Here is a 25,091-nt window from a genome sequence, read left to right on the forward strand (position 1 = left end):
TAAATGAAGAAGTTAGTTGCCACAGAACCGCGTGTTGCGGCGCTGGTGGAATATGAAGACAGAGCTGTATCCGCCAATGAAGTGAAAGTTCGCGTTCGCTTTGGTGCGCCGAAACATGGCACGGAAGTGGTCGATTTTCGCGCTGCCAGTCCGTTTATTGACGAAGATTTCAACGGCGAATGGCAAATGTTCATGCCGCGTCCGGAAGGGGCGCCGCGCGGGATTGAATTCGGCAAGTTCCAGCTTGGCAACATGGTGGTGGGCGATGTTATTGAGTGTGGCAGCGATGTGACCGAATACGCCGTTGGCGATTCAGTTTGCGGCTACGGCCCACTGGCAGAAACGGTTTTCTTTAATGCGGTAAACAACTACAAACTGCGCAAAATGCCGGAAGGTAGTTCGTGGAAAAATGCCGTGTGCTATGACCCGGCACAGTTCGCCATGAGTGGCGTGCGCGACGCCAATGTGCGTGTCGGCGACTTTGTTGTCATCGTCGGCTTAGGGGCGATTGGCCAGATTGCCGTCCAACTGGCTAAGAAAGCGGGAGCCTCGGTGGTCATTGGTGTGGATCCGATTGCCCATCGTTGCGATATCGCGCGTCGTCATGGCGCGGATTTCTGTCTGAATCCTATTGGCACCGATGTCGGCATGGAAATTAAGAAGCTGACCGGCAAGCAGGGCGCGGATGTGATTATCGAAACCAGCGGCTATGCGGATGCGTTGCAATCGGCGTTACGCGGTCTGGCCTATGGTGGAACAATCTCCTATGTCGCTTTCGCGAAACCTTTTGCTGAAGGCTTCAACCTGGGGCGTGAAGCGCACTTCAACAACGCCAAAATTGTCTTCTCCCGTGCCTGCAGTGAGCCAAATCCGGATTATCCGCGCTGGAGCCGCAAGCGTATTGAGGAGACCTGTTGGGAACTGTTGATGAACGGTTACCTGAACTGTGAAGAACTTATTGACCCGGTAGTGACATTTGCCAGCAGCCCGGAAAGCTATATGCAGTATGTCGATCGCCATCCGGAAAAGAGCATCAAAATGGGCGTGACGTTTTAATTAAGGAATGCAGAAGATGAAAATTGGAACACAGAACCAGGCTTTTTTCCCGGAAAATATTCTCGAGAAATTCCGTTACATCAAAGAGATGGGGTTTGACGGTTTTGAAATTGACGGCAAGCTGCTGGTTAACAACCTGGCAGAAGTGAAAGCGGCAATCAAAGAAACAGGCCTGCCCGTCACCACCGCCTGTGGAGGATATGACGGTTGGATCGGTGATTTTATCGAAGAGCGTCGTTTGAATGGCTTACAGCAGATTACCCGCATTCTCGAAGCGCTGGCCGAAGTCGGTGGGCAGGGCATTATTGTACCCGCTGCATGGGGCATGTTTACCTTCCGCTTACCGCCGATGACCTCTCCGCGCAGCCTGGCGGGTGATCGTAAAGCAGTAAGTGATTCATTGATTTATCTCGATAAAGTTGCCGAGCGTACGGGGACGGTGGTGTATCTGGAGCCGCTCAATCGCTATCAGGATCATATGATCAACACCCTGGCGGATGCCCGTCGCTATATCGTGGAAAACAACCTGAAGCATGTGCAAATCATTGGTGATTTTTACCATATGAATATCGAAGAAGACGATATGGCTCAGGCGCTGCATGACAATCGCGATCTGCTGGGACACGTCCATATTGCGGATAACCATCGTTATCAGCCGGGGAGCGGTACGCTGGATTTCACTGCGCTGTTTGATCAGTTGCGTGAAGATAATTATCAGGGTTACGTCGTGTACGAAGGGCGTGTACGGGCAGAGAACCTGCCGGAAGCGTACCGTCAGTCACTGGCCTGGCTGCGTACCTGCTAAGAGGATTTCTGTGAAAAGTGCACTGACAAGCTCTCCGCTACGCATCGCCATTATCGGCGCCGGGCAGGTGGCGGATAAAGTTCATGCTTCGTACTACTGCACCCGCAACGATCTGGAACTGGTGGCTGTCTGTGACAGCCGCCTGTCACAGGCGCAGGCGTTGGCAGAGAAATACGGCAATCCGCAGGTTTGGGACGATCCTCAGACGATGCTACGCGAGGCTAAGCCAGATATCGTCAGCATCTGTTCACCCAATCGTTTTCATTATGAACACACCATGTTGGCGCTGAACGCCGGATGCCATGTGATGTGTGAGAAACCTCCGGCGATGACGCCAGCCGAGGCGCTGGAAATGTGTAACACGGCGCGTCGAATGGGGAAAGTTCTGGCTTATGATTTTCATCATCGTTTCGCACTGGATACGCAGCTGCTTCGTGAGCAGGTGATGGCCGGCGTGCTGGGTGAAATCTATGTCACTAATGTCCGCGCTTTGCGCCGCTGCGGCGTGCCCGGCTGGGGGGTATTTACCAACAAAGAACTGCAGGGCGGCGGGCCGCTGATTGATCTCGGCATCCATATGCTTGATGCCGCCATGTATGTGCTGGGGTTTCCGGCAGTAAAGCGTGTTAACGCACACAGTTATCAACGCATTGGCACGCGTAAAAACAGCGGCCAGTTTGGGAAATGGGATCCCGAGACGTATACCGTGGAGGATTCTCTGTTCGGGACGATTGAATTTCATAACGGCGGTATCCTGCGACTGGAAACCTCTTTCGCGCTGAATATCCCGGAACAATCGATTATGAACGTTAATTTCTGCGGCGATCTGGCAGGGGCGACGTTATTCCCGGCCCAGGTTTATACCGATCGTGAGGGGACGCTTGACGTACTGCTTCAACGCGAAATGGCCGATGACAATCGTCATTATCGCAGCATGGAAGCTTTTGTGAATCATGTCCAGGGCGAGCCTGTCACTATTGCTGACGCAGAGCAAGGCGTCGTTATTCAACAACTGGTTGCCGCACTGTATCAATCGGCTGAAACAGGGACCTACGTAGACTTATGACGAGGCCAGTAATGCTAACTGAACCGGCTTTTTGCCCACACAACCTGAATAAATATGCGTCACTCATGACGACCGGTAACGGTTATATGGGGATTCGCGCCAGCCACGAGGAAGCCTACACCTTACAAACTCGCGGCATGTACCTTGCTGGACTGTATCACCGGGCAGGGAAAGGCGAGATTAATGAACTGGTTAATCTGCCTGATGTGGTGGGGGTGGAGATTTCACTCAATGGTGAGATTTTCTCGCTCACCAGCGGCGTTATCGAAAGCTGGCAACGTGAACTGGATTTTGCCAGTGGGGAATTACGCCGTACGCTTACCTGGCGTGCGTCTGGCGGGGCGCGTTTTGCCATTGAGAGCCGGCGATTTGTCTCGGCACAAAAACTGCCGCTGTTTGCTATGGAAGTTGTCGTCACGCCACTGGATGGCGATGCCAGCATTGGTATCTCGACCGGAATTGACGCCACGATGACCAATCATGGTCGTCAGCATTTGGATGAAACGCAGGTCCGGGTCTTTGGCCAGCATCTTATGCAAGGGATTTACACCACCCAGGACAATCGTAATGATATCGCTATCACCACGTATTGCGATGTAGACGGTGCAGCGCAGCGCTGCTTCACCGCGAAAGAACGTCGGCTGTTACAACACAACAGCGTGCAGGCGAAAGCCGGACAGCGTGTCACGCTGACAAAAATTAGCTGGGTAGACTGGGCGAGCGAACGCAGCCTGTCGCTTGAGACCTGGGGACGCCAGTCGCTGCGCAACCTGGAAACGTGCGCGCAGCAGGGCTATGACGCTCTGCTGGCGGAGTCGACTGCTAACTGGCATGCCTGGTGGCAAAATCGTCGCGTTCAGGTCACCAGCACTGATGCCAGCGATCAGCGAGCGCTGGACTATGCGCTCTATCATCTGCGTGTGATGACTCCTGACCATGATGAGCGCAGCAGTATTGCGGCCAAAGGTCTGACGGGGGAAGGGTATAAAGGCCACATATTCTGGGATACCGAGGTCTTTCTGTTACCGTTTCATCTCTTTACCGAGCCGAAAACCGCGAGAAGTTTGTTGCGTTACCGCTGGCATAATCTGTCGGGGGCGCGTGAGAAAGCTCGCCGTAACGGTTGGCAGGGAGCGCTTTTCCCGTGGGAAAGCGCTCGCAGCGGTGATGAGGAAACGCCTGAATTTGCGGCGATCAACATCCGTACCGGACTGCGTCAGAAAGTGGCCTCGGCGCAGGCTGAACATCACCTCGTGGCGGATATTGCCTGGGCGGTAATCAATTACTGGCATGCCTCAGGGGATCTAAACTTCATGTCCCGTGAGGGAATGACGTTGCTGCTGGAAACGGCGAAGTTCTGGATCAGCAGGGCGGTCATGGTTAATGATCGTTTAGAGATCCACGATGTGATTGGCCCGGATGAATACACTGAGCATGTGAACAACAACGCGTTCACCAACTACATGGCCTGGTACAACGTGGAACAGGCGCTGGGTTTTGCCCGTCGGTTGGGCTGCGGTGATGAGACGTTTATTCACCGCGCAGAGTATTTTTTACAGCATCTCTGGCGACCGGAAGTTCAGCCCGATGGCGTGCTACCTCAGGACGATACCTTCCTGAGCAAACCGACTATCGATCTGTCACAGTACAAAGCCAAAGCGGGCAAGCAGACGATTTTGCTCGATTACTCCCGTGCAGAAGTCAATGAGATGCAAATTCTCAAACAGGCCGATGTGGTGATGCTGACCTACATGTTACCGGAGCAATTTTGCCCGCAAACCTGTCTGGCAAACCTGCGCTTTTACGAGCCGCGCACAATTCATGACTCCTCGTTGAGTAAAGCGATCCACGGGATTGTGGCAGCGCGTTGCGGTGATCCGGCACAGGGCTATCGGTTCTGGCGTGAAGGATCGCTTATCGATCTCGGGGAGGACCCACATAGCTGCGATGACGGCATTCATGCTGCGGCAACGGGCGCCATCTGGCTGGGCGCAATCCAGGGATTTGCTGGCGTGAATATTCGCCACGGGGAGTTACACCTTGCTCCTGCCTTACCGGCTCATTGGCAAACGCTGTCTTTCCCGCTGCGCTGGCAGGGCATCGATATGCAGGTAATCATTAATGCGGCTGAAATCCGTATTAACAGCACTGAGCAGATTGTCCTTTGGGTCAATGGTGAAAAGGTCTCCGTGCAGGGGGAAACCGTAATCCGCAATGACGCCATTATTTCGCCCACTTATGGGACCGCTACCACAAAAAGGGGCGATGAATGATACTCAAACCACAGGCCATCATTTTTGATTTGGATGGCGTGATTACCGATACCGCGCATCTGCATTTTCTGGCCTGGCGGCAGGTAGCCGATGAAATAGGGATTGTGATCGACGAAGCATTTAATGACAGCCTGAAAGGGATTAGTCGCGGCGAATCACTACAGCGTATTTTGCACCATGGTGGGAAGGCGGGGGCGTTTTCTTCCGGGGCCTGCGCACAATTGGCCGAGAGAAAAAACAGACTGTATGTCCATTCTTTGCGCCAACTGACGGTTAACTCGGTATTACCGGGAATACGTGAGCTGTTGATGACGTTGCGGGAAGAACGGATTCCGGTGGGGGTGGCCTCTGTGTCGCGCAATGCCCCGGCTATTTTACAAGCGCTTAATCTTAGCTCTTGCTTTGATTTTTGTGCGGATGCGGCATTGCTCACCCGCTCGAAACCGGATCCGGAAATTTTCCTGGCAGCCTGCGCGGGTCTTGGCGTTGACCCGCAACAATGTATTGGCATAGAAGATGCACAAGCGGGAATTGATGCAATCAACGCCTGCGGCATGCTTTCTGTCGGCATCGGTAAAGGGCTGAATGGGGCAGACTTGCTGCTTCCGGCAACCGAATTTCTGACGTGGCCGTGCTTATCGGCTTTCTGGCAACACGACAAGTAAAGGATTCAACATGGCACAGCTTTCGTTGCAACACATTCAAAAAATTTACGACAACCAGGTACACGTCGTTAAAGACTTCAATCTGGAAATTGAAGATAAAGAGTTTATTGTTTTTGTTGGACCTTCCGGCTGCGGGAAGTCAACTACGTTGCGCATGATCGCCGGTCTGGAGGAGATCAGCGGCGGCGATCTGCTGATTGACGGTAAACGGATGAACGATGTGCCGGCGAAATCACGCAACATTGCGATGGTTTTTCAGAACTACGCGTTGTACCCACACATGACCGTCTATGACAACATGGCGTTTGGTCTGAAAATGCAGAAAATAGCGCCTGCTGTGATTGAGGAGCGCGTCAACTGGGCGGCGCAGATCCTTGGTCTGCGCGATTATCTGCAGCGTAAACCCGGCGCGTTATCCGGTGGTCAGCGTCAGCGTGTGGCGCTGGGGCGTGCGATTGTACGTGAAGCGGGGGTCTTCCTGATGGATGAACCCTTATCGAATCTCGATGCCAAACTTCGCGTTCAGATGCGGGCTGAAATTAGCAAACTGCATCAGAAACTCAATACCACTATGATCTATGTTACCCACGACCAAACCGAAGCCATGACTATGGCGACGCGTATTGTGATTATGAAAGATGGCATCGTTCAGCAGGTTGGTGCGCCGAAAACGGTTTATAACCACCCGGCTAATATGTTTGTCGCCGGATTTATTGGCTCACCGGCCATGAACTTTATTCGTGGCGCGATTGATGGTGATAAGTTTGTTACTGAAACACTGAAATTAACGATTCCACAAAATAAATTAGCACAATTAAAAGCGCAGGGTTATGAACATCAGGCGGTCACTCTGGGAATTCGTCCTGAAGATATACACCCGCAGCTTAATAACGAAAATAGTATATCGGCAAAAATTAGCGTTGCAGAATTAACCGGCGCTGAATTTATGCTTTATACCATTGTTGGGGGGCATGAGTTGGTGGTCCGTGCTGGGGCAGTGAATGATTATCATGCAGGAGAAAATATCACTATTCATTTTGATATGGCGAAATGCCATTTCTTTGATGCTGAAACTGAAGTGGCTATTCAATAAAATTCCGGGGGGAATAAATCCCCCCCAAGCCTTGGGGCATTTTTGCGAGTATTTTAACAAGGAATAATAATGAAAACCCTACTGTCCGCTACTGCGCTGATTATGAGCGCAGGAATGGCCTGCGCGCAGGCTGCTGAAAATAATGACTGGCACTTTAATATTGGTGCTATGTACGAAATAGAAAACGTTGAAGGTCAGGGCGAAGATATGGATGGACTGGCTGAGCCGTCCGTCTATTTCAACGCATCTAATGGGCCATGGAAAATATCGCTGGCCTATTATCAGGAAGGACCGGTTGATTACAGCGAAGGTAAGCGTGGTACCTGGTTTGATCGTCCGGAACTGGAAATTCGCTATCAATTTCTGGAAAGTGAGGATGTTAATTTCGGTTTGACCGGTGGCTTCCGTAATTACGGTTATCACTATGTCAATGAACCAGGAAACGACACCGCTAATATGCAGCGCTGGAAAGTTCAGCCGGATTGGGATGTTAAACTGACCGACGACCTGCGCTTTAGCGGTTGGCTGTCGATGTATCAATTCGTTAATGATTTGAATACTACTGGCTACTCCGATAGTCGTGTCGAAAGCGAGACCGGTCTGAATTACAGGTTTAACGAAACGGTGGGCTTAACGGTCAACTATTACCTTGAGCGCGGCTTTAACCTGGCTGATTCGCGCAATAATGGTGAGTTCTCTACCCAGGAAATTCGTGCATATTTACCGTTGTCTTTAGGCAATACCACCCTGACGCCGTATACCCGTCTGGGGCTTGATCGCTGGTCAAACTGGGACTGGCGAGATGATCCGGAACGTGAAGGCCATAATTTCAATCGTCTCGGTTTACTGTATGCATATGATTTCCAGAATGGTTTATCAATGTCACTGGAGTATGCCTATGAGTGGGAAGATCACGACGAAGGCGAAAGCGACAGATTCCATTATGCTGGTATAGGCGTGAACTACGCATTCTAAAATATACTGGGGCATTTATGCCCCAGTTTTTACACCAGTGAGTCGGCCAGCGATATTTGCGTGCTCACTGTGATATTTTGTAATCCTTTCTCGCCCGCAATCAGGTTAAATAATAAATTACAGCTTTGTTCACCCAACTGCTGGGTAGGGACATCAATTCCTCCAGGAACGGGCGTGAGCATAAAAGACAACAGCTCATTACTGTAGCCCACAACGGCAAGTTGTTGCGGGATGGTTATATTTTTCTCAGCCGCCACGCGATATAAGCTCATTAATTTCAAGCTGTCGGTGGCAAATACGGCGTCGGGTAACGGCTGCTGACTCAGTAATTTCCGTGAAGCAAGCAGGGCTGTTTCATGGGTATAGCCCCCGTCAACAATCCATTCATCGCGCATTTTAATATTATGCGCCTGAAGGCTGGCTTTATATCCGTTAACGCGATCGATAGAAACATGAACATCAAGCGGCGCGTGCAAACAGGCTATATTACGGTGTCCACTCTCAATCAGCGCATCAGTTAGCGTAATGCTGTCGCGATAATTATCTGTGTCTACAGAATAGACATTGGCGTAGTCGCCTTCAACCTTTCCAATAACCACGACCGGTACGTTGTATTTATCCAGCCTCGCAAAAAAAGATTCATCGGCGGGAGAGCTCAGCATAATGATACCTTTGATCAATTTCTGCTTAATTTTGCTCTCACATTTTTGTAAATCATCTTCAGTGCTTCGCGACGTCTGTAATATGACATCAAAACCGACCTCTTCAGCCTTGGCAGTAATAGCATGCAGCACTTCAGAGAAAAACGGATTACCGGCGGTTGTTTTTGCTGAACGGGTAGATATCACCATTATTGCATCAAACCCGGAAGAGGTGAGTGCGCGAGCAAGTTTATTGGGCTGGTACTGTAACTCATCAATAGCACGCAGCACTTTTTCAAGCGCTTCCGGCGAGATATTGGTTTGCTTATTAAGCACGCGCGATACCGTGGATTTTGATACGCCAGCGGCTCGTGCAATATCATAAATGGTAGGAGACATAGATCCCAAGCTCCGTCCGAGAGTCAATGGCGAACATATTATGGAGTTAATTGGCGAATGACAACAATATCGGAATGCGGGCAGAAAAATCAAAAAACTAACCGCAGTATGCGCAACCAGAGGAAGAGTCGTCCAAGGGTGCAGAGGGTGATAATGCGATCGCAATATTTTCTTAAGAACTGGCGTATAGTGTGTTGGTTAAATCCAACTATCAGTCAGGAAGATATTATGTTCAAAAAAGGCGTATTAGCGTTGGCACTGGTCATCGGCATGCCGGTTTTTGCAGCCGTGCACTGGATTGATGTTCGCGTTCCTGAACAGTATCAACAGCAGCATATTCAGGGGGCGGTCAACATTCCATTAAAAGAGATGAAGGCGCGTATCGCTGCTGAAGTTCCTGATAAGACCGACACCGTGAAGCTGTACTGCAACTCCGGGCGTCAATCGGGGCAGGCGAAGGATATGTTGACGGAAATGGGCTACACGCAGGTGACCAACGAAGGTGGCATCAATCAGATAGCGCTTCCTAAAGTAGAGAATCAATAAACCGCTCGCATTCCTTCTGCTACAGGCGGTAAGAATAATGCCGCCTGTTACGGCTCAGGTAGTTGATAAGTAAGAATTGACCCCTATCTTTACTTCCTGTTTGTTATAATTTCTTCGGTTCCTTCAGCAAAACGGGATGGCGATGAAGCGACTTAAAAATGAACTCAATTCGCTGGTTAATCGCGGCGTAGACCGGCATTTGCGCCTGGCTGTCACCGGACTTAGCCGTAGCGGTAAGACGGCGTTTATCACCGCGATGGTAAACCAGTTACTCAATATTCATGCCGGTGCGCGTCTGCCGTTGCTCAGTTGCGTGCGCGAAGAGCGTCTGCTCGGCGTTAAACGGGTTCCACAACGCGATTTTGGTATTCCGCGCTTTACCTATGATGAGGGACTGGCGCAGTTGTATGGCTCTCCACCGACCTGGCCGACACCTACGCGCGGTGTGAGTGAAATACGCCTCGCGCTGCGCTACAAATCCAATGATTCTTTACTGCGCCACTTTAAAGACACCTCCACGCTGTACCTGGAAATCGTCGATTATCCGGGGGAGTGGCTGCTCGATTTACCGATGCTGGCCCAGGATTATCTCAGCTGGTCGCGGCAAATGACCGGATTATTACAGGGACAGCGGGGCGAATGGTCGGCAAGATGGCGGCAGTTATGCCAGGGGTTGGATCCGCTGGCGCCTGCTGATGAAAACCGTCTGGCGGAAATTGCTGCCGCCTGGACGGAGTATCTGCACCAGTGCAAGCAGCAGGGACTGCATTTTATTCAGCCGGGCCGTTTTGTTCTGCCTGGAGATATGGCGGGGGCGCCTGCGCTGCAGTTCTTCCCGTGGCCGGACGTTGATGCCTGGGGGGAATCGAAGCTGGCGCAGGCAGACAAACACACCAATGCGGGCATGCTGCGCGACAGGTTTAATTATTACTGTGAAAAAGTCGTGAAGGGATTTTATAAGAATCACTTCCTGCGCTTTGACCGTCAGATTGTGCTGGTCGATTGTTTGCAACCGCTCAACAGCGGGCCACAGGCGTTTAACGACATGCGTCTGGCACTCACCCAACTGATGCAAAGCTTCCATTACGGACAGCGTACGCTGTTTCGTCGGCTGTTTTCCCCGGTGATCGACAAACTGCTGTTTGCCGCCACCAAAGCCGACCACGTCACGGTCGATCAGCACGCCAATATGGTGTCGTTATTGCAGCAGTTGATCCAGGACGCCTGGCAAAACGCTGCGTTCGAAGGTATCAGCATGGATTGTCTGGGACTGGCATCAGTACAGGCAACCACCAGCGGCCTGATCGATGTGAAAGGCGAAAAGATCCCGGCGCTGCGTGGTCATCGTCTGAGCGATGGTGAACCGCTAACCGTTTATCCGGGGGAAGTGCCCGCGCGTTTACCTGGACAAGCATTCTGGGACAGCCAGGGCTTTCAGTTTGAAGCGTTTCGCCCGCAGGTTATGGATGTTGATAAACCCTTACCGCATATTCGTCTTGATGCCGCGATGGAGTTTTTAATAGGAGATAAATTGCGATGAGCGAGCCGTTAAAACCGCGTATCGATTTCTCAGGTCCGCTGGACGTGGAACAAAACGCGGCGTTTAAAGCGCAGCAGATGTTCAACGAAACGGAGGCGCAGACTTTTTCTCCGGCGACAGTGGATGAACCTCTGCAAGACGAAGGTCAGGCTGAGGCCGTCATTGATGCGGCCCTACGCCCCAAACGCAGTTTGTGGCGCAAAATGGTGATGGGCGGGTTGGCGCTGTTTGGCGCGAGCGTTGTCGCTCAGGGCGTACAATGGACCATGAATGCCTGGCAGACTCATGATTGGGTCGCGCTGGGAGGATGTGCCGCTGGCGCATTGATTATCGGCGCAGGTGTCGGATCGGTTGCGACCGAGTGGCGTCGGCTATGGCGTTTGCGCCAGCGTGCGCATGAGCGTGATGAAGCGCGAGATCTGCTCCACAGCCATGGAACCGGAAAAGGTCGTGCATTTTGCGAAAAGCTGGCGCAGCAGGCGGGTATCGATCAGTCCCATCCGGCGCTACAGCGCTGGTATGCCTCAATTCATGAAACGCAGAACGATCGCGAAGTCGTCAGCCTGTATGCCCATCTTGTGCAGCCGGTGCTGGACGCGCAGGCCCGACGTGAGATTAGCCGTTCAGCGGCGGAGTCCACGCTGATGATTGCCGTCAGTCCGCTGGCATTGGTGGATATGGCGTTTATTGCCTGGCGAAACCTGCGGCTGATTAATCGCATCGCATCGCTGTATGGCATTGAACTCGGTTATTACAGCCGCCTGCGTTTGTTCCGCCTGGTGCTGCTAAATATCGCTTTTGCCGGGGCCAGTGAGCTGGTGCGGGAAGTGGGAATGGACTGGATGTCGCAGGATTTAGCCGCCCGCTTATCGACGCGTGCCGCGCAGGGTATTGGCGCGGGATTATTAACGGCGCGTCTGGGTATTAAAGCCATGGAACTTTGCCGACCGCTGCCGTGGATCGATGACGATAAGCCACGACTGGGCGATTTTCGCCGTCAACTGATTGGTCAGGTGAAAGAAACCTTACAAAAGAACAAATCGCCGCGCGAAAGTTAGCTAAAAATTGGGCGCCAGTCGTTTAACTTTACGTCCGGCGCCTGATTTTCCAGCGAGCTGTCAATATTTGTTGACAGAGTTCTTCCTGCAAACCCAATACTGTCTTATCATTTAATACATAATCCCTTGTCCAGGTGAAGGTTCCTATGCGTTTGGAAGTCTTTTGTGAAGACCGACTTGGTCTGACCCGCGAATTGCTCGATTTACTGGTGCTGAGAAGCATTGATTTACGCGGTATCGAGATTGACCCCATCGGGCGGATTTACCTCAATTTTGCGGAACTGGAGTTCACCAACTTCAGTAGTCTGATGGCTGAAATCCGCCGTATTTCAGGGGTTACGGATGTGCGTACCGTGCCCTGGATGCCTTCCGAACGAGAACATCTTGCGCTGAGTGCGCTGCTTGAGGCGTTACCAGAACCGGTCCTTTCTCTGGATATGAAAAGCAAAATCGAGATGGCGAACCCTGCGAGCTGTCAGCTTTTCGCGCACACTCAGGATCGGATGCGCAATCATACCGCCGCCCAGTTAATCAATGGGTTTAACTTCCAGCGCTGGCTCGAAAGCAATCCACAGGATTCTCATAGCGAGCATGTCGTAATTAACGGACAGAACTTCCTGATGGAGATTACGCCTGTCCATTTGCAGGGTGAAAATCAGGAGCAGATGCTGACCGGTGCTGTTGTCATGCTGCGCTCCACCATCCGGATGGGGCGTCAGCTGCAAAATATGACTACGCAGGATCTGAGCGCGTTTAGCCAGATTATTGCCGTCAGCGCCAAAATGAAACACGTAGTGGAACAGGCGCGTAAGCTGGCGACACTGAGTGCGCCGCTGCTGATTACTGGTAATACCGGCACCGGCAAAGATCTCTTTGCCCATGCCTGCCACCTGGCAAGCCCGCGTGCGTCGAAGCCGTATCTGGCGCTGAACTGCGCGTCAATTCCTGAGGATGCGGTCGAAAGTGAGCTGTTTGGCCATGCCCCGGAAGGCAAAAAAGGCTTCTTTGAGCAGGCGAATGGCGGCTCGGTTCTGTTAGATGAAATTGGTGAAATGTCGCCGCGTATGCAGACCAAATTGCTGCGTTTTCTCAATGACGGCACGTTCCGCCGCGTGGGAGAAGATCACGAAGTTCATGTTGATGTCCGCGTGATTTGCGCGACGCAAAAGAACCTTGTGGAAATGGTGCAGAAAGGGCTTTTCCGTGAAGATCTCTATTATCGACTGAATGTACTGACGCTAAATCTGCCGCCGCTACGCGATTGCCCGCAGGATATTATGCCGCTTACCGAACTGTTTGTGGCGCGCTTCGCCGACGAGCAGGGCGTGCCGCGTCCGAAGCTATCTGCCGATCTCAGCACGGTGTTAACCCGCTACGGTTGGCCGGGCAACGTGCGTCAGCTTAAAAATGCCATCTACCGGGCGCTGACCCAGCTTGAAGGCTATGAGCTGCGGCCGCAGGATATTTTACTGCCGGATTACGATGCGGCAACGGTTGCGGTCGGAGAAGAGGTGATGGAAGGATCGCTGGATGAAATTACCAGCCGCTTTGAACGCTCTGTGCTGACGCAGCTTTATATGAATTATCCCAGCACGCGCAAACTGGCCAAACGCCTTGGCGTTTCGCACACCGCGATTGCCAACAAATTGCGTGAATACGGCCTGAGCCAGCAGAAAAAAAGCGAAGAGTAACACGGTAAATGAAAATGCCTCCCTGCGGAGGCATTTTTGTATGCAGACGTGGCTTAAGCTTTCAGTACGTCCAGCGCAGCAGTGTAGTCTGGCTCGTTGGTGATTTCATTGACCAGTTGGCTGAAAACGACGTTGTCATTTTCATCAATAACGACCACGGCACGTGCGGCCAGACCTTTCAGTGGGCCTTCAGCGATTTCTACGCCGTAGTTTTTCAGAAATTCTGCGTTGCGCAGGGTGGACAGCGTGATAACGTTGCTCAGACCTTCCGCGCCGCAAAAACGTGAATGGGCGAATGGCAGGTCGGCCGAAATGCACAGTACGACGGTATTGTCGATTTCTGTCGCCAGTTGGTTAAACTTACGTACCGATGCCGCACAAACGCCGGTATCGATGCTTGGGAAAATATTCAGCACTTTGCGCTTGCCTGCGAACTGGCCCAGCGTAACGTCAGACAGGTCTTTAGCCACAAGGGTAAAAGCCTGAGCTTTGCTTCCAGCCTGAGGAATTGAGCCGGCAACTGTAACCGGGTTGCCCTGGAAATGAACGGTTTGTGACATGGTTATCTTCCTGTTTACATATAGTTAACGTCGAGGCTAGTTTATGCCATCAGCAGTTAACACGGCAAACGCTATTTGCGGATATCCGCTTCAGGGACTGCATTAAGGAAAGCAAATGAGAACAGTTAAGGTATATGAGGAAGCCTGGCCGCTGCACACTCCCTTTGTTATTGCCCGTGGGAGCAGAACCGAAGCGCATGTGGTGGTGGTTGAAGTGGCAGAAAACGGCGTCACGGGTATCGGCGAGTGCACACCGTATCCGCGCTATGGTGAAAGCGATGCCTCAGTGCTGGCGCAAATTATGAGCATTGCCCCACAACTGGAAAATGGACTGACGCGTGAAGAGCTGCAAAAGCTGCTGCCAGCGGGAGCCGCGCGTAATGCTGTGGACTGCGCGTTGTGGGATCTGAGTGCGCGTCAACAGCAACTGTCACTGGCAGAGTTGGTGGGAAGTGAACTGGCGGAAGTGGTGACGACGGCGCAAACCGTGGTAATTGGCACGCCGGAACAAATGGCGGTGAGTGCGGCTGCACTGTGGGAAAATGGCGCGAAACTGCTAAAAGTTAAACTGGATGCACGCTTGATTAGCGAGCGGATGGTTGCTATTCGTGCAGCAGTCCCTGATGCCACGATTATTGTCGACGCCAATGAATCCTGGCGGGCAGAAGGTCTGGCGGCGCGCTGCCAGCTTCTGGCTGATTTAGGGGTGGCGATGCTGGAGCAGCCGCTGCCAGCGCAGGACGATGCCGCATTGGAAAATTTTGTGCATCCGCTGCCGATCTGCGCAGATGAAAGCTGCCACACCCGCAGCAGCCTGAAAGCGCTGCACGGGCGCTATGAAATGGTCAATATCAAACTGGATAAAACAGGCGGCTTGACGGAGGCGCTGGCGCTGGCAACCGAAGCCCGCGAGCAGGGATTTACGCTAATGCTGGGCTGCATGTTGTGCACTTCCCGGGCGATTGGGGCGGCGTTACCGCTTACGCCGCAGGTTAACTTTGCCGATCTTGATGGCCCTACCTGGCTTGCCAGCGACGCGGAGCCGGCCCTGCATTTTACGACCGGACAACTTCATCTCTAGGGTGCCAGCGCAGGAGATTGGACATGGCCAGCAGGTATTTCTCGCTCGCTTCATCTGAAGAGATGGGCGGAAATTCGGCGGTTATACAGTGTAAGTTCAGGTCTGCGCACCAGCTTCCAAATGAGCCGGGCGTTTCATAACCTACGCTGGTGACGAGAGGTAATTCAAACGACTGCGCCAGCCATGCGCCTAATTCGCTGCGCCTGGGATCTTCAATACAGGCCAGCGGATCGTGAAAAGAGACCACCCACGCAGGATGAATTCGGTGAATAAGCTGGCACAGCGCCTGGGTTTCTGGTTCTGAGCCCGGATTTTCGCCGGTCAACAACACCACATCGCGTTCTTCTGCGCTGCTGTTCCAGCGATACACCGTTTCACCCGCTTTCCAGTTGGCAGCGGGAAAGTTACGGTTTAGATCCACTCCGTTCGCATTTGCGCGCAGCCCGAGCTGGCAACCGTCAGGGTTAACCGCCAGCACCACATGGTGACGACGTAAGGAAGGGTTAAGCGTACGCAATGCGCAGGAAAGGGTGACGACCGATGCGTTTTCGTCGCCGTGCGTTCCTGCCAGTATCAGACCGCTTTCGCGATCGGCCGCCATTGCGGGAAACCAGATTAGCGGCGCGCCTAATAATGAACGTCCGTAATGTTCGGTTCCAGGTGGGAATGCGCCGCGCTCGGCACGGGGTCGGGTAACGGTCATAGTCATCTCTGAATGCGTGGATTGTTACTCGCAGTGTTGTGCAAAATGTATGGATAATCAAATCGTTTTCACACACTTATCTTTTCAGATGTAATATTATTTCCTTGTCGAAAGTTAATTGCATTTCCTGCTGGCGATACAAATAATTACACATTCACTTAGTAGCCGGAATTGAGGGTATTTTATGCAGCATTCTGTTTCAGTAACCTGTTGTGCGCTATTGGTAAGCAGCATTTCATTATCCTGGGCTGCTGATGTTCCCAGCGGAACGGTACTGGCAGAAAAACAAGAACTGGTGCGTCATATCAAAGACGAACCGGCGTCATTGGATCCGGCAAAGGCCGTCGGGCTTCCTGAAATTCAGGTTATTCGTGATTTATTTGAAGGGCTGGTCAACCAGAATGAGAAGGGCGAGATTGTGCCCGGTGTTGCCACTCAGTGGAAAAGCAACGATAACCGTATCTGGACGTTTACGCTGCGCGATAATGCGCAATGGGCAGATGGTACGCCGGTAACGGCGCAGGATTTTGTCTATAGCTGGCAGCGTCTGGTTGACCCGAAAACGCTGTCGCCGTTTGCCTGGTTTGCTGCGCTGGCGGGTATTAACAACGCACAGGCGATCATCGATGGAAAAGCCTCGCCAGATAAGCTCGGCGTTAGCGCGATCGATGCGCGTACATTGAAGGTCCAACTGGATAAACCGCTGCCCTGGTTTGCTAATCTGACGGCGAGTTTTGCTTTCTATCCGGTAAAAAAAGCTAACGTTGAGAGCGGTAAAGATTGGACCAAACCAGGCAATCTAATTGGTAACGGCGCTTATGTGCTCAAAGATCGCGTGGTGAACGAAAAACTGGACGTTGTGCCGAACACGCATTATTGGGACAACGCCAAAACGGTGCTGCAAAAAGTCACCTTCCTGCCTATTAACCAGGAATCGGCAGCGACCAAGCGCTATCTTGCTGGTGATATCGATATTACCGAGTCGTTCCCGAAAAACATGTATCAGAAACTGTTGAAGGACATCCCGGGCCAGGTTTATACCCCGCCGCAGCTTGGCACTTACTACTATGCCTTTAATACCCAGAAGGGACCGACTGCCGACTCACGCGTGCGCCTGGCGCTCAGCATGACTATCGATCGTCGCCTGATGGCGGAGAAAGTTCTGGGTACCGGCGAAAAGCCCGCATGGCATTTTACGCCGGATGTAACGGCAGGGTTTGTGCCGGAACCTTCACCGTTTGAGCAAATGAGTCAGGAAGAGCTGAACGCTCAGGCGAAAACGCTGCTGCGTGCGGCGGGCTATGGTCCACAGAAACCACTTAAACTGACGCTTCTGTATAACACCTCTGAAAATCATCAGAAGATTGCTATTGCTGTCGCGTCTATGTGGAAGAAAAATCTCGGCGTTGACGTGAAACTGCAAAACCAGGAGTGGAAAACTTATATCGATAGCCGCAATACCGGTAATTTTGATGTGATCCGCGCCTCGTGGGTGGGCGATTACAATGAGCCATCTACGTTCCTGTCGCTATTAACATCAACCCATACGGGCAATATCTCCCGCTTTAATAATCCGGCGTACGATAAAGTGTTGACCCAGGCAACCCTGGAGAATACGCAGAAAGCACGCAATGCTGATTATAACGCTGCGGAGAACATTCTGATGGAACAGGCTCCCATTGCGCCGATTTATCAGTACACCAACGGGCGTTTAATTAAACCGTGGCTGAAAGGGTATCCGATTACTAACCCTGAAGATGTGGCTTATAGTCGTACAATGTATATTGTGAAGCACTGATATCGCTGGCATGTTCGGGACGTTGCATTGGCGATTTCCCGAACAGACAAGGCTGTGGAGAAGGTGGCTCATAAAAGCAATGGAAAAGTATCACCCAATAGAATGGGTTACACTGTATAAATACGAATGTCGTGCGCCTGAAACGCCGTGGCATACTCTTTGCTGATATTTTCCTCGACGACAATTACATCGATATTGCTGCTTTCGGTAACAACATAACGGGCGACGGCCGGGATCTTTTCAGCCGTCAGCGCGACAATAGTTTCATTACACTGGTTGATCACCGCTTTTTTGAACTCACAATCCGCGTAATCAAATCCGGTTAAGCCGGATTCTGGCGACATCGCGCAGCCGCCAATAAATCCCTGATCGAATAAAATGCCCTGCACCTGCGAGATAGCGGTGGCACCCACACACCCTCCAGAAGATCGTTGCACCGTGCCGCCCAGCATAATGACATCAAACAGTGGTTTTTTTAGTAAAACGGCGGCAATCTCCGGGGAATTTGTTACCACGGTTAACGCCAGCTCGGCGGGTAGGGCTTCAGCCATCGCCAGATTAGTACTGCCTGTGTCGATAAAAATGCAGCTTCCGGATTTGACCATCCGGGCGCATCTCTGCGCGATATTGCTCTTTTTCGCCACATTAATACTCTTGCGCACGGTGATGTCTTCGGATTCAGGGAGTGCAATGACCGCGCCGCCATAGACTTTTTTACACACGCCATCTTTACTCAGTTCATGCAGATCGCGGCGGATTGTATGTTCCGAAACGCCTAACCTGCTGGCGAGTTCGGAACAGATGACTCTGCCGTTTTCCTGCAAGATCTGATAGATAAGCGCCTGGCGCTGTTCAGGGAATGCTGCGTAATCGAGCATCAATACTCCAGTGAAATAAACATCGAGCAATAACAAGCATAATTGTGCATTATGGTTCACGATGTCAACATCCCTTTAGGGAACCTATTGTTTGGATACAACAAGAAGAGGTTAGCTATGAAGGTTGCGCATGTGGCGTTATGGACACGGGATCTTGAGCAACAAGCTCAATTCTGGGTCACGTTTTTTGACGCAAAGATCAACGAAAAATACTGCAGTAAATCCAATCCAGGATTTGAATCCTATTTTGTCAAAATTGGTGAGGATATCGCGATTGAGTTAATGACTAAGCCTGGACTGACAAAACATGCTCCCGACAATAACACCTCAGGCTGGGTGCATCTCGCCATTTCAGTTGGCGGCAGTGAAAACGTTGATACCATGGCGATGCGTGCAAAAGAACAGGGGATATTAGTTTCTGGTCCGCGCACCACCGGTGATGGCTATTACGAAGCGGTGATACGCGATCCTGACGGCAACTTGATTGAAATTGTGGCCTAAGGCTTCACGCCATCTTCAGTAGAAACGTTGTACCTGTTACCGACTATTGATGAGCATGATTCATAAGGTTGTCCTTCTTTTCACCTCTAATCACCCGCCTGTCGAGTCTCTATAATTTTTATAGTTTTCAGCATCGGTGGCGCGTGCTGCCACCGTTTTGGAGAGTCGAAATGCAAAATCAACGGAATACCGTCTCCAGCGCCGGCGCGGAGATTATGAATCAACAATTTGATGGTAACAGTGTCTTTCCTCGCGGAGAGAAAAATGAAGCGTATGCGAAATATTTCACTGGCGACAGCTATCTGACCATGCTCTCCATGGAAGGCGTGGTCATTGGTAACGTAGCATTTGAGCCGGGTTGTCGTAACTTCTGGCATATCCATCATCAAGGGGGACAAATCTTGCTGGTGACCGGCGGCAGAGGCTGGTATCAGGCGTGGAATCAACCGGCGCGTGAACTGAAAACTGGTGATGTCGTACACATCCCGGCGGGAATGAAACACTGGCACGGCGCCGCGCGTGATAGCTGGTTTGCCCATATCGCTGTGGAAATCCCGGTAGCTGGCGCATCGAACGAGTGGCTTGAACCGGTAAGCGACGCTGAGTACAACCTGCTTCCCTGAGCTGTGCGGGGCACGCGTTCTGCAGGTAAGGAATCCGATGCCCGAAGTGAATCAGTTTGAGCTGATTATTGATACAGTCCCGTATCTACATGACCTGAATCCGTATATTCCAACGCTGACGCTGGTACTGCTTTGTCATTGATATTGCCTCATTGAAATAAGTGCAGAAAAAAGACGCGGATTTCCGCGCCTTTTCTTTTGTTAGTGTGTCGATGGCGATACTTCAGGATTATCCATATACAGCGTCTGGCTGGGGAACGCAAAGTCGGCGTCGTGTGCCTTGACTATCGAAATAATCTTTAAATAAACGTCCTGCTGTACCGCAAGCCATTCCTGCCACACGGTGGTTTTCGTGAAGCAATACACCATGATATTCAGCGATGAATCGGCGAATTCATTAAAATAAACCAGCAGGGTTTGTTTCTGGTCTATTCCCGGATGGTTTTGCAGCATTTCTCTGACCGACTCGACAACGGCACTGACTTTATCAGCATCTTCATATCGTAACCCGATCACCGTTTTGATGCGGCGATTCGTCATCCTTCCTGGGTTTTCTACGCTGATAGAGGAGAAAATCGAGTTCGGGACATATAACGGACGATGATCGAAGGTGTTTATTTTGGTCATTCGCCAGCCGATTTCCGTAACTGTACCTTCAATATTGCGGTCCGGGGAGCGGATCCAGTCGCCGATGCTAAAGGGTCTGTCGAAGTAGAGCATAATCCCTGAGAAAAAGTTGCTCAGAATGTCTTTGCCTGCCATACCTACAGCGATACCGCCGATGCCGCCGAAGGTTAACAGGCCGGATAAGCTCATACCGAAATGTTCGCCATACAGCAAAATGATGGCAACCACGATGGTAATCTTGATGATTCGCGACAGGATCCTCGCGCTGGTGATATCTCTGCCTTTATTAATCTGCGTCTTTTCAAACTGATTAATTACCAGAAAAAGTTTGATGGTAAGGATCAGCGCAATCAACGAGGTGCAGATAAAGTCGACCACGCTGGAGGAGATAAATTTCAGGCTGTAATTTTCGATAACGTTATTAGCAATACTGCCTAACGTCCCGATGATAATGGCATAGACAAGAAATTGCGCGGCATGAAATATGAATCCTTTGCAGCGACGCTCTCCACGATGATACCAGACGCTCATCAGAACCAGCGCGGCACAGCAGCTGAGAATTACCGTCAAATTAAACGCATTATTTATAAACAGTTCAGCGATCATGATTCTTCCAACAGCTCCGTGGTAGTGAAATATCTTCTGATATCCTAATCCTCGAATATTTTACTCAGTTCTGGCGGTCAGATCATTAATCCATAGGGGAGATATATAATGCAATTAGCGCTATTTTCGGCGAAATAGCGCTGGTATCCACCCTGAAAGCGGTTTATGTAGCAGACAGTCAGTTGATGTCATGGTATTGTTAGCGCAAAGTAACAAGGTTTTCATCTGCAAAAGGACAGTACTATGATCATGGCTAAGCTGAAGACAGCGAAGGGACGGAAGTTTCTGTTGTGCCTGCTTGGGGTGTTTATTATCGCAGCGTCGGTCGTGACGCGAGCGACGATCGGTGGTGTGATTGAACAGTATGACATTCCGCTATCCGACTGGACCGCTTCAATGTACGCCATTCAATCGGCAATGATTTGTGTCTACAGCATGGTGTTTACGATTCTGTTGGCTATCCCGCTGGGAATCTATTTCCTCGGCGGCGAAGCGCAACACTAAGCGTTTGTTATGCCGGATGAGATCGCCATCCGGCATTGAGTTGTGTGGTTAATCGTCTTCTTCATCATCCAGTTCAACTGGCGTCTGATATTCATCCGGCTTGATGACCAGCAGGTCGCAGCGTAGGTGATCGATAACCTGTTCAGCGGTGTTACCAAGGAACGCGGCAGAAATACCGGTACGACCGACGGTACCCAGTACCACAATACCCGCCTGCAAGTGCTCGGCTAAATCAGGAATGACCTCTTCAGGCAATCCTTTTTCAACGTGCGTCACTTTCTCATCGATACTGAATTTCTGGCGCAACGCCTTCATGGCCAGCAGATGCTGTCCACGGATCGCGTCGTTATAAACGCTGGGGTCAAACTCAGGTAGTTCAATTGCGATATTGATTGGCGTAACAGGGTAGGCGCCAACCAGATGCACTTCAGTATGGTTAACCTGTTCTGCTAGTTGCAGCGTCTCTTTGACCAGTTTTTCATTGAGAGCGTTGTGATAAGGCTCTTCACTGGCGAGGTTCACGGCAACCAGCGCTTTACCCTCTTCAGGCCATGGCTGGTCTTTAACCATCCATACCGGGCTTGGACATTTGCGCAATAAATGCCAGTCGGTAGGGGTGAAAATTACGGCTTCGAGGCGGTCGTGTTGGTGTGCCATTTTGAGGACCAGGTCATGCTGAGCGCTAATGACTTCCTGGATGATGGCTTCAAAGGGACGGTTGTGCCATACCACTTTTATTTCAAGAGGGATCCCTGCTTCGATGTAGTATTTTGCTTGTTCACGGATCCATGCTGTTCGCTGGCTGATGACCCCCTGACGCATTGCCGTACGCTCATCGGGCGACAGCAGGGTAGTCATCTCGTAGGAAAAGTCATAGATTGGCAAAAAGGCTTTAATTTTGCCACCAATCCGTTGATGCAAATAAACAGCTCGCCGTAATGCTGGTTGATCGTCCTGGTTTGGATCGATGACGACCAGCATATTTTTATACATAGCCATACAGGGTCTCCTTACAACTGTCATCGCAGTTTGTAATTAAAAGAGTAACCCAATAATGTGGATTGAAACAGGGGAGAACCTCCTGCCAGATCAATAAATCGGGAAAATTTAGCGATTTGACAGAAGGATAACAGAAATGCTTGCGGAAAGATTACGCAACGTTACGCGTGTGGCCAGCAAGAACTGCCAGCGCGTCGCTATTCTCAATAGTTATGTACTTGCCTTTCACTGCCAGCATACCGCTTTTCTGGAAACGACCCAACAGGCGGCTGATGGTTTCAACCGTCAGGCCCAGGTAGTTACCGATGTCGCCGCGGGTCATGGTCAGGCGGAACTCACGAGGCGAGAATCCGCGCTGGGCAAAGCGGCGAGACAAGTTGTAGATAAAGGCCGCCAGGCGCTCTTCTGCATTTTTCTTCGACAACAGCAGGATCATATCCTGGTCGCCTTTGATTTCGCCACTCATCAGACGCATCATCTGCTGACGCAGATTCGGCATTTTTCCGGACAGGTCATCAAGGGTTTCGAAAGGAATTTCGCAAACCATTGAGGTTTCCAGCGCCTGGGCAAAGCTCGGGTGATGTCCGCTGCCAATCGCGTCAAAACCGACCAGATCACCCGCCAGATGGAAGCCGGTAATTTGCTCATCGCCTTGTTCGGTAATGGTATAGCTTTTAATCGTTCCGGAGCGGATAGCGTAGAGTGATTTAAGTTCATCACCTGCTTTAAAGAGCGTTTGCCCCTTTTGGATAGGCTTTTTGCGCTCGATGATGTTATCGAGCTGGTCAAGCTCATGCTCGTTAAGTGTGAACGGGATGCAAAGCTGGCTGATGCTGCAATCCTGGCAATGGATAGCACAACCGCCAGACTGAATGCGCCGTATAATTCGCTTTTCCGGGATCATAGGTCTGCTCAAGCCGTAATTGATATTTGTCAATTTTAACATCTTTTTGGTGAGCACGTAAGCCTGAGCTACTCCCAATAGAGAATAATTCAGGTATAACCGGAATGAATGTTTGTAACTCCTTGATTAACCGCATTAAATTTGTGGTCACATTATACGAAAGTGTGACGAATAAGGCATTAATTGCCTGGAATCTAGAGTAGCAAATAACCTTCGTGACGCAATAACCACTCTTTTCGCTGCACGCCGCCAGCATATCCAGTCATGGTGCCGTTACGCCCAATGACGCGATGGCAGGGGACCACAATGCTTACCGGGTTGGCGCCATTGGCCGCACCGACGGCTCTTGCTGCACAGGGGCGCCCTAACTGTTCGGCCAGTTGACCATAGTGCATGACTTGCCCACACGGGATAGTGCGTAATGCTTGCCAGACTTCACGCTGGAAAGGCGTGCCAGCCGTTGCCGTTTCCAGCGTGTCAATAATGCTGAGATTCCCGGCAAAATACTCCGACAGTTTATCGCTTAATCCGCCAGGGTTTTTGGCTGTAATACGCTGATAACCTTCTGTGCGGTAATGAATATCCAGCAATTGTTCCATGCGATCGCGGTGCTGATCCCATTCCACCGCGCGCAGGCGAAATTGCTCATCACAAATAACCCACAGCGGGCCCAGCGGCGTGTCGATGGTATCTTCCAGTAAGTTCAGCATCCGTTTCTCTCATTACAGCGTTCAGGCGAGGTTACACATTATCACGCCAGCAACAGTTGCAGCTATACCCCTAAAAACGGATATCTGTATGTCGTGAGTAGATCTTTTCAGCGGAGCGAGCCGGGTGAATTATTGGAAATAATCGTAAACCGTTGTCGGTATAATAGTGCGCGGTTATGATAATGCTCGTCGTAATTCGCTGGAGGAAGAAACATGAATCTTGATGATGCTTCGCTGTTTCTGGATGCTATGGGGGATGTCCAACCACTGAAGGGCTGCGCCGATGTACACTGGCAGCCAACGCGTAATATCCGCACTCCGGCGCGTATCGATACGCTTCAACTGGATAACTTTCTCACGACGGGGTTTCTCGATATTATCCCGTTGAACGAGCCGCTGGAGTTTCGTCGCGAAGGGTTACAGCACGGCGTGACTGACAAACTGCGAACCGGAAGATATCCGCAGCAGGCGAGCCTTAATCTCATCCGCCAGCCCGTAGAAACATGCCGCCAGATGCTATTCAGTTTTATTCTGCAGGCACAGCAAGATGGATTACGTAATGTGCTAGTGATACACGGTAAGGGGCGTGACGATAACGCTCATGCCAATATTGTTCGCAGCTATGTGGCGCGCTGGCTGACAGAATTTGATGACGTCCAGGCCTACTGCGCCGCTTTGCCGCATCACGGCGGCAGCGGGGCATGCTATGTTGCATTACGTAAAACCGCGCAGGCAAAACAGGAAAACTGGGAGCGTCACGCTAAGCGCAGCCGCTGATCAACGTATTCA

At 51.2% G+C, this 25,091-nt stretch carries 25 protein-coding genes; 17 read left to right on the plus strand and 8 right to left on the minus strand.

What is annotated here, in order from left to right:
• Positions 1-3: 3 nt before the first annotated feature.
• The 7 genes from HV243_RS12100 (at position 4) to HV243_RS12130 (ending at position 7,933) form a co-directional block, all read left to right on the plus strand.
• Positions 4-1,056 (plus strand): zinc-binding alcohol dehydrogenase, encoded by a 1,053-nt coding sequence (locus tag HV243_RS12100; protein ID WP_016153224.1) that lies wholly within the window; start codon positions 4-6, stop codon positions 1,054-1,056.
• 16 nt (positions 1,057-1,072) lie between these two features.
• Complete coding sequence (locus HV243_RS12105; protein WP_016156634.1) at positions 1,073-1,861, plus strand: TIM barrel protein; 789 nt, start codon at positions 1,073-1,075, stop codon at positions 1,859-1,861.
• 10 nt (positions 1,862-1,871) lie between these two features.
• Positions 1,872-2,927 (plus strand): Gfo/Idh/MocA family oxidoreductase, encoded by a 1,056-nt coding sequence (locus HV243_RS12110; protein WP_016156633.1) that lies wholly within the window; start codon positions 1,872-1,874, stop codon positions 2,925-2,927.
• Complete coding sequence (locus HV243_RS12115; RefSeq protein WP_100250033.1) at positions 2,924-5,200, plus strand: glycoside hydrolase family 65 protein; 2,277 nt, start codon at positions 2,924-2,926, stop codon at positions 5,198-5,200. The genes HV243_RS12110 and HV243_RS12115 overlap by 4 nt, the downstream gene beginning before the upstream one ends.
• Positions 5,197-5,865 carry a beta-phosphoglucomutase gene (gene pgmB / locus HV243_RS12120; RefSeq protein ID WP_053388551.1) on the plus strand — a complete coding sequence of 223 codons (669 nt, stop codon included), beginning with the start codon at positions 5,197-5,199 and terminating at the stop codon, positions 5,863-5,865. Before HV243_RS12115 ends, pgmB begins: the two co-directional genes overlap by 4 nt.
• Positions 5,866-5,875: 10 nt before the next feature.
• The gene (locus HV243_RS12125; RefSeq protein ID WP_016153219.1) at positions 5,876-6,958 is read left to right on the plus strand and encodes an ABC transporter ATP-binding protein; all 1,083 of its coding nucleotides are present in this window, start codon (positions 5,876-5,878) and stop codon (positions 6,956-6,958) included.
• A gap of 69 nt (positions 6,959-7,027) precedes the next feature.
• Positions 7,028-7,933 (plus strand): OmpG family monomeric porin, encoded by a 906-nt coding sequence (locus tag HV243_RS12130; RefSeq protein WP_016156630.1) that lies wholly within the window; start codon positions 7,028-7,030, stop codon positions 7,931-7,933.
• A 29-nt stretch (positions 7,934-7,962) separates the two neighbouring features.
• On the opposite strand, the gene HV243_RS12135 is transcribed toward HV243_RS12130, so the two are convergent.
• On the minus strand, positions 7,963-8,973 hold the full coding sequence (locus HV243_RS12135) for a LacI family DNA-binding transcriptional regulator (protein WP_016153217.1): 1,011 nt from the start codon (positions 8,971-8,973) through the stop codon (positions 7,963-7,965).
• 228 nt (positions 8,974-9,201) lie between these two features.
• Between HV243_RS12135 and pspE the strand changes: the two genes are divergently transcribed.
• The 4 genes from pspE (at position 9,202) to tyrR (ending at position 13,808) form a co-directional block, all read left to right on the plus strand.
• On the plus strand, positions 9,202-9,519 hold the full coding sequence (pspE, locus tag HV243_RS12140; protein ID WP_053388550.1) for a thiosulfate sulfurtransferase PspE: 318 nt from the start codon (positions 9,202-9,204) through the stop codon (positions 9,517-9,519).
• A gap of 142 nt (positions 9,520-9,661) precedes the next feature.
• Positions 9,662-11,059, plus strand: coding sequence for a YcjX family protein (locus HV243_RS12145; RefSeq protein WP_016153215.1), 1,398 nt, complete (start codon positions 9,662-9,664; stop codon positions 11,057-11,059).
• Entirely contained in the window at positions 11,056-12,117 is a 1,062-nt protein-coding gene (locus tag HV243_RS12150; RefSeq protein ID WP_053388549.1) for a YcjF family protein, read from the plus strand. The genes HV243_RS12145 and HV243_RS12150 overlap by 4 nt, the downstream gene beginning before the upstream one ends.
• 146 nt (positions 12,118-12,263) lie before the next feature.
• Positions 12,264-13,808, plus strand: coding sequence for a transcriptional regulator TyrR (gene tyrR / locus HV243_RS12155; RefSeq protein ID WP_016153213.1), 1,545 nt, complete (start codon positions 12,264-12,266; stop codon positions 13,806-13,808).
• Positions 13,809-13,861: 53 nt separating this feature from the next.
• Here the strand turns inward: tyrR and tpx are convergent, their stop codons facing one another.
• A complete protein-coding gene (tpx, locus tag HV243_RS12160; protein WP_016153212.1) occupies positions 13,862-14,368 on the minus strand; it encodes a thiol peroxidase in 507 nt (168 codons plus the stop codon).
• Positions 14,369-14,483: 115 nt separating this feature from the next.
• On the opposite strand from tpx, the gene ycjG reads away from it, so the two are divergent.
• A complete protein-coding gene (ycjG, locus tag HV243_RS12165; RefSeq protein WP_047417302.1) occupies positions 14,484-15,449 on the plus strand; it encodes an L-Ala-D/L-Glu epimerase in 966 nt (321 codons plus the stop codon).
• Here the strand turns inward: ycjG and mpaA are convergent.
• Positions 15,424-16,152 carry a murein tripeptide amidase MpaA gene (gene mpaA / locus HV243_RS12170; RefSeq protein WP_016153210.1) on the minus strand — a complete coding sequence of 243 codons (729 nt, stop codon included), beginning with the start codon at positions 16,150-16,152 and terminating at the stop codon, positions 15,424-15,426. The two genes, ycjG and mpaA, sit on opposite strands and share 26 nt — an antisense overlap.
• Before the next feature lie 184 nt (positions 16,153-16,336).
• On the opposite strand from mpaA, the gene mppA reads away from it, so the two are divergent.
• Complete coding sequence (gene mppA, locus HV243_RS12175; protein ID WP_053388548.1) at positions 16,337-17,950, plus strand: murein tripeptide ABC transporter substrate-binding protein MppA; 1,614 nt, start codon at positions 16,337-16,339, stop codon at positions 17,948-17,950.
• 107 nt (positions 17,951-18,057) lie between these two features.
• On the opposite strand, the gene HV243_RS12180 is transcribed toward mppA, so the two are convergent.
• Complete coding sequence (locus HV243_RS12180; protein ID WP_053388547.1) at positions 18,058-18,828, minus strand: DeoR/GlpR family DNA-binding transcription regulator; 771 nt, start codon at positions 18,826-18,828, stop codon at positions 18,058-18,060.
• A 117-nt stretch (positions 18,829-18,945) separates the two neighbouring features.
• Here HV243_RS12180 and HV243_RS12185 point away from each other — a divergent pair, with 117 nt between their 5' ends.
• Both HV243_RS12185 and HV243_RS12190 read left to right on the plus strand, forming a co-directional pair.
• A complete protein-coding gene (locus tag HV243_RS12185; protein ID WP_053388546.1) occupies positions 18,946-19,329 on the plus strand; it encodes a VOC family protein in 384 nt (127 codons plus the stop codon).
• Between the two features lie 215 nt (positions 19,330-19,544).
• Positions 19,545-19,952, plus strand: a complete 408-nt coding sequence (locus HV243_RS12190; RefSeq protein WP_181604077.1) for a cupin domain-containing protein — start codon at positions 19,545-19,547, stop codon at positions 19,950-19,952.
• 201 nt (positions 19,953-20,153) lie between these two features.
• Here the strand turns inward: HV243_RS12190 and HV243_RS12195 are convergent, their stop codons facing one another.
• Positions 20,154-21,185: a mechanosensitive ion channel family protein gene (locus tag HV243_RS12195; RefSeq protein ID WP_016153205.1), complete on the minus strand. Its 1,032-nt coding sequence runs from the start codon at positions 21,183-21,185 to the stop codon at positions 20,154-20,156.
• A gap of 243 nt (positions 21,186-21,428) precedes the next feature.
• Between HV243_RS12195 and HV243_RS12200 the strand changes: the two genes are divergently transcribed.
• Positions 21,429-21,689 (plus strand): DUF2534 family protein, encoded by a 261-nt coding sequence (locus tag HV243_RS12200; RefSeq protein ID WP_053388544.1) that lies wholly within the window; start codon positions 21,429-21,431, stop codon positions 21,687-21,689.
• 48 nt (positions 21,690-21,737) lie between these two features.
• Here the strand turns inward: HV243_RS12200 and uspE are convergent, their stop codons facing one another.
• From uspE to ogt, 3 genes are all read right to left on the minus strand, one after another.
• A complete protein-coding gene (uspE, locus tag HV243_RS12205; RefSeq protein WP_016153204.1) occupies positions 21,738-22,688 on the minus strand; it encodes a universal stress protein UspE in 951 nt (316 codons plus the stop codon).
• A 151-nt stretch (positions 22,689-22,839) separates the two neighbouring features.
• Positions 22,840-23,592: a fumarate/nitrate reduction transcriptional regulator Fnr gene (gene fnr, locus HV243_RS12210; RefSeq protein ID WP_003020397.1), complete on the minus strand. Its 753-nt coding sequence runs from the start codon at positions 23,590-23,592 to the stop codon at positions 22,840-22,842.
• 194 nt (positions 23,593-23,786) lie between these two features.
• Positions 23,787-24,302: a methylated-DNA--[protein]-cysteine S-methyltransferase gene (ogt, locus tag HV243_RS12215; RefSeq protein ID WP_019076854.1), complete on the minus strand. Its 516-nt coding sequence runs from the start codon at positions 24,300-24,302 to the stop codon at positions 23,787-23,789.
• Between the two features lie 213 nt (positions 24,303-24,515).
• Here ogt and smrA point away from each other — a divergent pair, with 213 nt between their 5' ends.
• On the plus strand, positions 24,516-25,079 hold the full coding sequence (smrA, locus tag HV243_RS12220; protein WP_053388543.1) for a DNA endonuclease SmrA: 564 nt from the start codon (positions 24,516-24,518) through the stop codon (positions 25,077-25,079).
• Positions 25,080-25,091 lie beyond the last annotated feature (12 nt).

This window comes from Citrobacter sp. RHBSTW-00599, assembly GCF_013784065.1.
Classification (GTDB): Bacteria; Pseudomonadota; Gammaproteobacteria; order Enterobacterales; family Enterobacteriaceae; genus Citrobacter; species Citrobacter braakii.

Excerpts from the sequence above, each read along its gene's own strand:
- HV243_RS12100 (WP_016153224.1), top strand. The coding sequence starts at position 4 with ATGAAGAAGTTAGTTGCCACAGAACCGCGTGTTGCGGCGCTGGTGGAA.
- HV243_RS12105 (WP_016156634.1), top strand. The coding sequence starts at position 1,073 with ATGAAAATTGGAACACAGAACCAGGCTTTTTTCCCGGAAAATATTCTC.
- HV243_RS12115 (WP_100250033.1), top strand. The coding sequence starts at position 2,924 with ATGACGAGGCCAGTAATGCTAACTGAACCGGCTTTTTGCCCACACAAC.
- pgmB (WP_053388551.1), top strand. The coding sequence starts at position 5,197 with ATGATACTCAAACCACAGGCCATCATTTTTGATTTGGATGGCGTGATT.
- HV243_RS12125 (WP_016153219.1), top strand. The coding sequence starts at position 5,876 with ATGGCACAGCTTTCGTTGCAACACATTCAAAAAATTTACGACAACCAG.
- HV243_RS12130 (WP_016156630.1), top strand. The coding sequence starts at position 7,028 with ATGAAAACCCTACTGTCCGCTACTGCGCTGATTATGAGCGCAGGAATG.
- HV243_RS12135 (WP_016153217.1), bottom strand. The coding sequence starts at position 8,973 with ATGTCTCCTACCATTTATGATATTGCACGAGCCGCTGGCGTATCAAAA.
- pspE (WP_053388550.1), top strand. The coding sequence starts at position 9,202 with ATGTTCAAAAAAGGCGTATTAGCGTTGGCACTGGTCATCGGCATGCCG.
- HV243_RS12145 (WP_016153215.1), top strand. The coding sequence starts at position 9,662 with ATGAAGCGACTTAAAAATGAACTCAATTCGCTGGTTAATCGCGGCGTA.
- HV243_RS12150 (WP_053388549.1), top strand. The coding sequence starts at position 11,056 with ATGAGCGAGCCGTTAAAACCGCGTATCGATTTCTCAGGTCCGCTGGAC.
- tyrR (WP_016153213.1), top strand. The coding sequence starts at position 12,264 with ATGCGTTTGGAAGTCTTTTGTGAAGACCGACTTGGTCTGACCCGCGAA.
- tpx (WP_016153212.1), bottom strand. The coding sequence starts at position 14,368 with ATGTCACAAACCGTTCATTTCCAGGGCAACCCGGTTACAGTTGCCGGC.
- ycjG (WP_047417302.1), top strand. The coding sequence starts at position 14,484 with ATGAGAACAGTTAAGGTATATGAGGAAGCCTGGCCGCTGCACACTCCC.
- mpaA (WP_016153210.1), bottom strand. The coding sequence starts at position 16,152 with ATGACCGTTACCCGACCCCGTGCCGAGCGCGGCGCATTCCCACCTGGA.
- mppA (WP_053388548.1), top strand. The coding sequence starts at position 16,337 with ATGCAGCATTCTGTTTCAGTAACCTGTTGTGCGCTATTGGTAAGCAGC.
- HV243_RS12180 (WP_053388547.1), bottom strand. The coding sequence starts at position 18,828 with ATGCTCGATTACGCAGCATTCCCTGAACAGCGCCAGGCGCTTATCTAT.
- HV243_RS12185 (WP_053388546.1), top strand. The coding sequence starts at position 18,946 with ATGAAGGTTGCGCATGTGGCGTTATGGACACGGGATCTTGAGCAACAA.
- HV243_RS12190 (WP_181604077.1), top strand. The coding sequence starts at position 19,545 with ATGAATCAACAATTTGATGGTAACAGTGTCTTTCCTCGCGGAGAGAAA.
- HV243_RS12195 (WP_016153205.1), bottom strand. The coding sequence starts at position 21,185 with ATGATCGCTGAACTGTTTATAAATAATGCGTTTAATTTGACGGTAATT.
- HV243_RS12200 (WP_053388544.1), top strand. The coding sequence starts at position 21,429 with ATGATCATGGCTAAGCTGAAGACAGCGAAGGGACGGAAGTTTCTGTTG.
- uspE (WP_016153204.1), bottom strand. The coding sequence starts at position 22,688 with ATGGCTATGTATAAAAATATGCTGGTCGTCATCGATCCAAACCAGGAC.
- fnr (WP_003020397.1), bottom strand. The coding sequence starts at position 23,592 with ATGATCCCGGAAAAGCGAATTATACGGCGCATTCAGTCTGGCGGTTGT.
- ogt (WP_019076854.1), bottom strand. The coding sequence starts at position 24,302 with ATGCTGAACTTACTGGAAGATACCATCGACACGCCGCTGGGCCCGCTG.
- smrA (WP_053388543.1), top strand. The coding sequence starts at position 24,516 with ATGAATCTTGATGATGCTTCGCTGTTTCTGGATGCTATGGGGGATGTC.